The sequence below is a fragment of the Acrocarpospora corrugata genome (assembly GCF_009687845.1).
In the GTDB taxonomy this organism is placed as follows: domain Bacteria; phylum Actinomycetota; class Actinomycetes; order Streptosporangiales; family Streptosporangiaceae; genus Acrocarpospora; species Acrocarpospora corrugata.
Window position 1 is genome coordinate 1 of sequence record NZ_BLAD01000153.1, and the last position, 7,098, is coordinate 7,098.

Consider the following 7,098-nt stretch of genomic DNA (forward strand, 5'->3'; position numbering starts at 1 on the left):
TTGACGAGGGGTGCGCCGCAGGAAGGTGTGCCGCGAAAGGTGGCAATGAGGGGGAGCTTCGTCGCGGAGGCGGGGCGGCGGAGGGTCGGCGCGGGAACGTGGTGAGGGGGGTTCTTGGAACGCGCCTGGGTCTGGAGTGAACGTGTGGAGCGATCCGGCCGTAGCACTAAGTGAAGGCACGGGAAGGGGCTGAACTGCCGGGGTTGCGGTTCGGTCATAAGCACGGATGGGTCCAAGCACATAAGTGCCGCTGCACGCGAGCGTTCCAAGGGGTGGGTGGGTGGGGAGAGGGCCGGCAACTCGTGCATATCACTCCATTGACTGCCGAGCGCGAGCGTCGCAAAGGGCTCCGCCAACCAATCATCATCCGACGATCTCCACAATGAAGCCCCGTCAACAAGTTCTGTCAAGACACTAGTCAAGTCGATTTGAGTTGACATTTCGTAGCCTCTTGACTTTTTGTGGTTATGTCGTGTTAAGACAGTATCTCAGGAAGATCCGGTAGCTATGTTACGTGTGTTACCAGTGTGACAGACCTATCTATTGACCTGCGGCAATATTTTTATCGTTGACGGCTTGACCTATAACCGATAAGCATGGGTCCCTCGTTTTCCGGAACCGTGCCCTTCGGGGATGTCCATAATGGCGTGAAATTTCGCGCGAATCCGAAAATGTTTTGATCAACCCTCCTCGTGATCATGGCCTTGTGCCGTGTGCTGCGTGGACTTGGACTCTGGGAGCCCCCCACCCATGAGGATCAGCGAGAAGCCCGCCCGCGAAAGCCGTACCGGCCCGGTGGAACGTCCTGGCCTGTCCGGCCCGGCAGCGCGGAAACTGCCGGTGCCACCGCGGGAGCGCAAGCCGGCCCTCGCGGCGCTGGCCGTGCTCCTGATTCTGGGCGGAGCACTGGCCACGACCCTGCTGGTGCTGCGCAGCGGCGACCGCGTCTCAGCTGTACGGATCATTGAGCAGGTCGGCGCGGGCGAGAAGATCCCCTCGTCCGCCCTCCAGGAGGTCCAGATCGCCGAAACCGGCATCGACTACGTGGCCTGGCGCTTCCGCGACCGCGTGCTCACCACCTACGCCTCGGTCACCCTGCTCCCGGGCACCCTGCTCACCGAGAACATGACCAGCACCGCCAGCGAACAACTCGGCCCAGGCAAAGCCCAGGTTGGCCTCGCCCTCAAATCAGGACAAGCCCCGGTAGGGCTTACCAAGGGCGACATCGTCCAGATCATCTACGTCCCCGCCGCCGGCCGGGGCACCGGCGCCGCCACCTCCCAGCAGCGCATCCTCGCCGCCAACGCGCTCGTGCACAGCGTCGGCGCGCCGGGCCGTACCGCCACCGGCCTGGTCACCGTGATCGTGGACGCGGCGGTCTCCCCGACCGTCGCCCAGTACGCCTCCAGCGGCGAGATCGCCCTGGCCGTACTTCCCGGGGAACGGTAGCGAATGGCACTGATCGTCCTGGCCGCCGACAAGGGAGCCCCAGGAGTGACCACCGCCGCGACCGCGCTGGGCGCGGTGTGGCCGCGGCCGGTGCTGCTCGCCGAATGCGACCCGTCCGGCGGCGATCTGGCCTACCGGCTGCCGGCCGCAGACGGCGGCGTGCTCAACCCGGGCCGGGGGCTGCTCAGCCTGGGCGCGGTGGCCCGTCGCGGGCTGCACGCCGAGCAGGTGTACGAGCACACCCAGAAGCTGATCGGCGGCCTCGACGTGCTGGCGGGGCTCACCAACGCGGAACAGGCCGCCGGTCTGACCTGGCTGTGGAGCCCGCTCGGGCGTTCGCTGGCCGCGCTGCCGCACACCGACGTGCTGGCCGACTGCGGCCGGCTGGGCTCCCACCCGGCCGTCAACGAACTGCTCGCCGAAGCCGACCAGGTCGTGCTGTTCACCCGGGCCAGCCTCGATCACGTGGCGCATCTGCGCGAGCGGCTGACCCTGCTCAAGCAGCAGGTGGGCGTGGTCGTGATCGCCGATCCCCGGGCGTACCGGTCCGAACTCGACGAGGTCCGGCGGATCGTCTCCGGATGGGATGTCGCGTTCGTCGGCGGTCTCGCGTACGACCCGAAAGGAGCCGAACTGCTGCGCGGCCAGTGGGGTGGGCGGCTGGACCGCAGCATGCTGATCCGGACCGCGCGCGAGCTGGCCGGCCGCCTGGCCGGGCGGGTCGGCGAACCGGAGCCGCGCCGGGTCAACGGGCGGCCGATCGTGCCGGGGCCCCGCGAGGAGAGCCCGTGAACATCGACCACACCCTGGTGAAACGCTTCCGGCAGGAGGTCGGCGACCGGCTCGCCCAGCAGCGCCGGCTGGACCAGGCCAGCGGCCTGCGGCCGATGAGCGGCGAGGATGAGCGCCAGTTCGCGCGGGCGCTGATCGCCCAGGTTCTGGAGGAGTTCGCCCGGGGCGAGATCGGCGTCGGCCGGACCCCGCCGAGCGCGGAAGAGGAGGAGGCCCTCGCCGCCGGCATCCACGCCGCCCTGTTCGGCGTCGGCCGCCTGCAGCCGCTGCTGGACGACCCCGAGGTCGAGAACATCGACATCAACGGCTGCGACCGGGTCTTCGTCGGGTACGCCGACGGCCAGGAGCTCACCCACGAACCGGTGGCCGAATCCGACGAGGAGCTGATCGAGCTCATCCAGATCCTGGCCGCCTACTCCGGCCTCTCCTCCCGCCCGTTCGACACCGCCAACCCGCAACTCGACCTGCGCCTCCCGGACGGCTCCCGCCTGTCCGCCGTGATGGACGTCACGGTCCGGCCCGCGATCTCCATCCGCCGGGCCCGCCTGGGCAAGGTCTTCATCAGCGACCTGGTCGGCAACGGCACACTCTCCGCCGAACTGGGCCGATTCCTGTCCGCCGCCGTGTCCGCCCGGAAGAACATCATGATCGCCGGGTCCACCAACGCGGGAAAGACCACCCTGCTGCGCGCGGTCGCCAACGAGATCGCCCCGGTGGAACGCCTGATCACGGTGGAACGCGCGCTGGAACTCGGCCTCGACCAGTTCCCCGAACTCCACCCCAACGTGATCGCCTTCGAGCAACGACTGCCCAACTCCGAAGGCCAGGGCGAGATCAGCATGGCCGAACTGGTCCGCCGGTCCCTCCGGATGAACCCGTCCCGGGTGATCGTCGGCGAGGTCCTCGGCGACGAGATCGTCACCATGCTCAACGCGATGACCCAGGGCAACGACGGCTCGCTGTCCACGATCCACGCCAACTCCTCGATCGAGGTCTTCAACCGCATCGCCACGTATGCCCTGCAGGCCGAGGAGCGCCTCCCCATCGAGGCCAGCCACATGCTCATCGCGGGCGCCATCGACTTCGTCGTCTTCATCGAGAAACGCAATGACTACCACCGCGGCGGCCGGTTACGCCGATTCGTCTCCTCGGTCCGCGAAGTAGCGGGTTGCGACGGCCGGGTGCTCTCCTCCGAGATCTTCATCGCCACCGACAACGGATCCGTCATCCCGCACGCGCCCATCGCCTGCATCGAGGAACTGGCCGAACACGGCTACGAAGGAGCCTGGTCATGATCCCCCCCGGCCTCCTGGAACCCGCCGTCCTGCTCGCCGGCGCCGCCATCGGCGGCGGCCTCTTCCTCCTCGCCCTCGCCCTGTACGGCAGGCCCCCCCGCCCCTCCGCTCCCGACGGCGCCGCCCGCCGGATGGAACTGCTGCGCACGCTCTCCACCAGAACCGCGGTCGCCGTCATCACCGGCGCCGTCGTCCTGGTCCTCACCAGCTGGCCCGTGGTCGCCGTCGGCTCCGCCCTGCTCGTGATCGCCTGGCGCGGCCTCACCGGCGGCGCAGCCGAGGAACGCGGCTCCATGCGCCGCCTGGAGGGCCTCGCCGCCTGGACCGAATCCCTCCGCGACACCATCGCCGGCGCGGCCGGCCTCGAACAGGCGATCCCCGTCTCCATCCGCGCCGCCGCCCCCAGCCTGCGCCCGCACCTGCGCGCCCTGGTCGACCGCATGCACACCCGGATGGCCCTCTCCGACGCGCTCCGGATGTTCGCCGACGAACTCAACGACCCCTCCGCCGACCTGGTCGTCGCGGCCCTGATCCTCAACTCCAAACTCCGCGGCCCCGGCCTCCGCGACGTGCTCTCCGCCCTCGCCCTCTCGGCCCGCGAAGAGCTCGACATGCGCCGCCGCGTAGAAGCCGAACGCCGCGCCACCCGCCGCAGCGTCCAGATCGTCGTCGGCACCGCCCTCGCCTTCGCCGCCTTCCTAGTGATCTTCAACCGGTCGTACGTCGAGGAGTACAACTCCCTCCTCGGCCAGGCCGTCCTCTTCGTGGTAGCCGCCCTGTTCGGCGCGGGTTTCGCCTGGATGCGACGCCTGGCCAGATTCGACCAGCCCGCCCGAATCCTCGCCCCCTACCGCCGCGCCGAGGCCCCCGCCCGCCAGGAAGAAGCCGAGGTGCCCTCATGACAACGGCCGTTTCGACGCCCAGCCGCGCCGGGGTGGCGTCGTCCCCTCCAGGGCTCGCGGCGATGCGGGCGCCGACTCGCGTGCCGTCGTCTCTTCCTCGGGTGGGGGTGATCTTGTGACGGAGACCGTGCTCGCCGGGGCCGTGCTCGGGTTGGGGATCTTTCTGCTGTTGCGGGCGTTGTTCCCGCCGCGGCCGGGGCTGGTGACGCGGCTGGCCGCGCTCGATCGGGCGCGGGCGGGCGAGGAGGCGGTGCGCACGCCGCTGGTCGCCTCCAATGAGCAGGTCAGCGCGTTCCGCCGGGCGCTGGGGCTTCGGCTGGCCCGGTTCTACCAGTCGCGCGGCTGGGAGGTGCGGTCGGTACGGGCAGACCTCACTCTCCTCGGCAAATCGTTCGAGGGCTTCCTGGCCACCAAAGTCCTGCTCGCGGTCTCCGGCCTGTTCGCGTTCCCGCTGCTGGTCGGCTGGCTCGCGCTGATGGGGTGGGGCGTTTCGCTGCATGTCCCGTTCTGGTCGGCCCTGCTGGTGTCGGTGGTGTTCTTCCTGCTGCCGGACGCCCAGGTCCGGCGCGACGCGGCGGTACGGCGGCGCGACTTCCGCCACGCGGTCGGAGCGTTCCTCGACCTGGTGGCGATGAACCTGGCCGGCGGGCGGGGGGTGCCCGAGGCCCTGCTGATGGCGGTCTCCGTCGGCAGCCCCGGATCCGCGGGCGCGAACGGATCCCCGGCCGACGAGCCGGGCTCGAACTGGGCGATGGAGCGCATCCGGGAAGCCTTGGCGAACGCCAGGATCGTCGGCATCACCCCGTGGCAGGCCCTCGGCCAGCTGGGCGACGAGATCAACGTCGACGAACTGCGCGACCTGTCCGCGGCGCTCGGCCTGGTCGCCGACGACGGAGCCAAGGTGCGCTCGTCGCTGACCGCCCGATCCGCCACGCTCCGGCGACGTGAGCTGGCCGAGATCGAAGGCAAGGCAGGCGAACGCTCCCAATCGATGCTCGTGGCTCAGCTCCTGCTGTGCGCCGGCTTCGTGATCTTTCTCAGTTATCCGGCAGCCATGAAGATGTTGGGGTCATAGATGATCGAGTACCTGGTAGTCCTGCTGAACGTCCGAATCCAGCAAGCCCGCAACGCCCCTACCAAAGGCGCCTCCGCGGTCGAATGGGTCATCATCACGGCGATCATCGCCGGCGTCGCCCTCGGCCTCGCCACCCTCATCAAGGGCCTGGTCGAAGGCAAATCCGCTGAAATCAGCAGCAACTTCGGCGGCGGCGGGGGCGGCGGCGACGGGAGTGGTGTCGGTCAATGACCCCAAGAACCCCAAAGCCCGTCCGCGTTCCTCAGTCTCGCCGGGGTCGCGAGCGAGGGGCGACGGTCATCGAGCTGGCCATTCTGATGCCGGTTGTTCTCGTTGTGGTGCTTCTTGTGGTGCAGATGGCGTTGTGGTTTCACGGTCGGCAGGTGGCGGATGCCGCTGCCCGTGAGGGGGCGAGGGTTGCGAGGTCCGCCGGGGACTCTGAGGCGTGGCCTTCGGAGGCTGAGGCCAAGGCGACGCAGATCATTCAGGCGATCGGGCCGGAACTGTTGCAGTCCGCGACCGCGACGGCCTTCGAAGAAGGGGATCAGCGCGGGGTGGAGGTGACCGGGACCGCCGTCCAGGTTGTGCCGTTGCTTCCAGAACTCGCTTTCACGATCACTGCCCGGTCGGGTGGGCCGGTCGAATGTTTCCGGCCCGACGACGGGAGTGAGGCGTGCCAGTGAACTCCCCCCGAGGCTCGACGTCCGGTAATCGCGACCGTGGGTCGATGACCGCGGAAACCGTGATGCTGGCACCGATTTTCCTGCTTTTCCTCATGTTTCTGGTGGGGGCAGGGCGGGTCGTCGAGGCTCAGGGTGAGGTCAACGGGGCGGCCCGGGACGCGGCCCGGGCCGCTTCGGTGCAGCGCAGCGAGGACGCGGCCGTCGCCGCTGCCGAGCAGACAGCCCAGTCCGTGCTCGGCGACGACTGCCCGCCGCAGGTCAGCATGGCCGGCACCGAATGGGTCGAAGGCGGCGTGGTCGCCATCACCGTCACTTGCGAACTGGATCTGGACTTTCTCGGCTTCGGTACGACAACGCGGATGAGCGGTAACTCGGTGGTCCCGCTGGAACAGTTCCGGAGGGTCGAATGAGCAGGCCAGACCGTACAGACAAAGGCTCGATGTCCGTCTTTGTGGTGTTGTTCTCGGTGGCAGTCTTCTTGCTTGCCGGGCTGCTCGTCGACGGCGGAGCAGCGATCAACTCCCGCCTCAAAGCCGCCGACATCGCCGAGCAGGGCGCCCGCGGCGCCGCCGACCAGATCGACGTCGACAACCTGCGCGCCACCGGCCAGGTACGGCTCCTCGCCGACACCGACGTCTGCGGCCGAGCCGAAGAGATCATCACCGCCCACTCCCTGGACGGCGTGCAATTGACCGAATGCACCGTCGGCGGCGGCCAGACCGAGGTGACCATCGGCGTCAGCGTGCACTGGGACGCCTTCTTCCTCTCCGTCATCGGCTTCCCCGGCGCCGACATGACCGCCATCGCCACCGCGATTCCCGACGAGGGGGACGCATGACCCCCATACCGATCCGGTCGAATCGATGGCCCACCCCCTCACCTGTCATCACCCTGAAAAGGCC

At 68.8% G+C, this 7,098-nt stretch carries 9 protein-coding genes; all 9 read left to right on the forward strand.

All coding sequences use genetic code 11. The features are described from left to right. Window positions 1–750 precede the first annotated feature (750 nt). Window positions 751–1,449, forward strand: coding sequence for a hypothetical protein (locus Acor_RS41545; protein ID WP_155342254.1), 699 nt, complete (start codon window positions 751–753; stop codon window positions 1,447–1,449). 3 nt (window positions 1,450–1,452) lie between these two features. Further along, a complete protein-coding gene (locus tag Acor_RS41550; protein WP_155342255.1) occupies window positions 1,453–2,241 on the forward strand; it encodes a MinD/ParA family ATP-binding protein in 789 nt (262 codons plus the stop codon). Continuing rightward, the gene (locus Acor_RS41555; protein ID WP_155342256.1) at window positions 2,238–3,536 is read left to right on the forward strand and encodes a TadA family conjugal transfer-associated ATPase; all 1,299 of its coding nucleotides are present in this window, start codon (window positions 2,238–2,240) and stop codon (window positions 3,534–3,536) included. Before Acor_RS41550 ends, Acor_RS41555 begins: the two co-directional genes overlap by 4 nt. Beyond that, window positions 3,533–4,438: a type II secretion system F family protein gene (locus Acor_RS41560; RefSeq protein ID WP_155342257.1), complete on the forward strand. Its 906-nt coding sequence runs from the start codon at window positions 3,533–3,535 to the stop codon at window positions 4,436–4,438. The genes Acor_RS41555 and Acor_RS41560 overlap by 4 nt, the downstream gene beginning before the upstream one ends. 115 nt (window positions 4,439–4,553) lie before the next feature. Next, the gene (locus tag Acor_RS41565) at window positions 4,554–5,513 is read left to right on the forward strand and encodes a type II secretion system protein (protein ID WP_155342258.1); all 960 of its coding nucleotides are present in this window, start codon (window positions 4,554–4,556) and stop codon (window positions 5,511–5,513) included. Further along, on the forward strand, window positions 5,514–5,744 hold the full coding sequence (locus tag Acor_RS41570) for a hypothetical protein (protein ID WP_155342259.1): 231 nt from the start codon (window positions 5,514–5,516) through the stop codon (window positions 5,742–5,744). It begins immediately after the preceding gene. Then, entirely contained in the window at window positions 5,741–6,196 is a 456-nt protein-coding gene (locus Acor_RS41575; protein WP_155342260.1) for a TadE/TadG family type IV pilus assembly protein, read from the forward strand. Before Acor_RS41570 ends, Acor_RS41575 begins: the two co-directional genes overlap by 4 nt. A gap of 44 nt (window positions 6,197–6,240) precedes the next feature. Next, window positions 6,241–6,606 carry a TadE/TadG family type IV pilus assembly protein gene (locus tag Acor_RS41580; RefSeq protein WP_155342261.1) on the forward strand — a complete coding sequence of 122 codons (366 nt, stop codon included), beginning with the start codon at window positions 6,241–6,243 and terminating at the stop codon, window positions 6,604–6,606. Then, window positions 6,603–7,034, forward strand: a complete 432-nt coding sequence (locus Acor_RS41585) for an Rv3654c family TadE-like protein (protein WP_281353315.1) — start codon at window positions 6,603–6,605, stop codon at window positions 7,032–7,034. The genes Acor_RS41580 and Acor_RS41585 overlap by 4 nt, the downstream gene beginning before the upstream one ends. Window positions 7,035–7,098: the final 64 nt, after the last annotated feature.

Coding starts and splice junctions, on each gene's coding strand:
- Acor_RS41545 (WP_155342254.1), top strand. CDS start 751: ATGAGGATCAGCGAGAAGCCCGCCCGCGAAAGCCGTACCGGCCCGGTG.
- Acor_RS41550 (WP_155342255.1), top strand. CDS start 1,453: ATGGCACTGATCGTCCTGGCCGCCGACAAGGGAGCCCCAGGAGTGACC.
- Acor_RS41560 (WP_155342257.1), top strand. CDS start 3,533: ATGATCCCCCCCGGCCTCCTGGAACCCGCCGTCCTGCTCGCCGGCGCC.
- Acor_RS41570 (WP_155342259.1), top strand. CDS start 5,514: ATGATCGAGTACCTGGTAGTCCTGCTGAACGTCCGAATCCAGCAAGCC.
- Acor_RS41575 (WP_155342260.1), top strand. CDS start 5,741: ATGACCCCAAGAACCCCAAAGCCCGTCCGCGTTCCTCAGTCTCGCCGG.
- Acor_RS41580 (WP_155342261.1), top strand. CDS start 6,241: ATGACCGCGGAAACCGTGATGCTGGCACCGATTTTCCTGCTTTTCCTC.
- Acor_RS41585 (WP_281353315.1), top strand. CDS start 6,603: ATGAGCAGGCCAGACCGTACAGACAAAGGCTCGATGTCCGTCTTTGTG.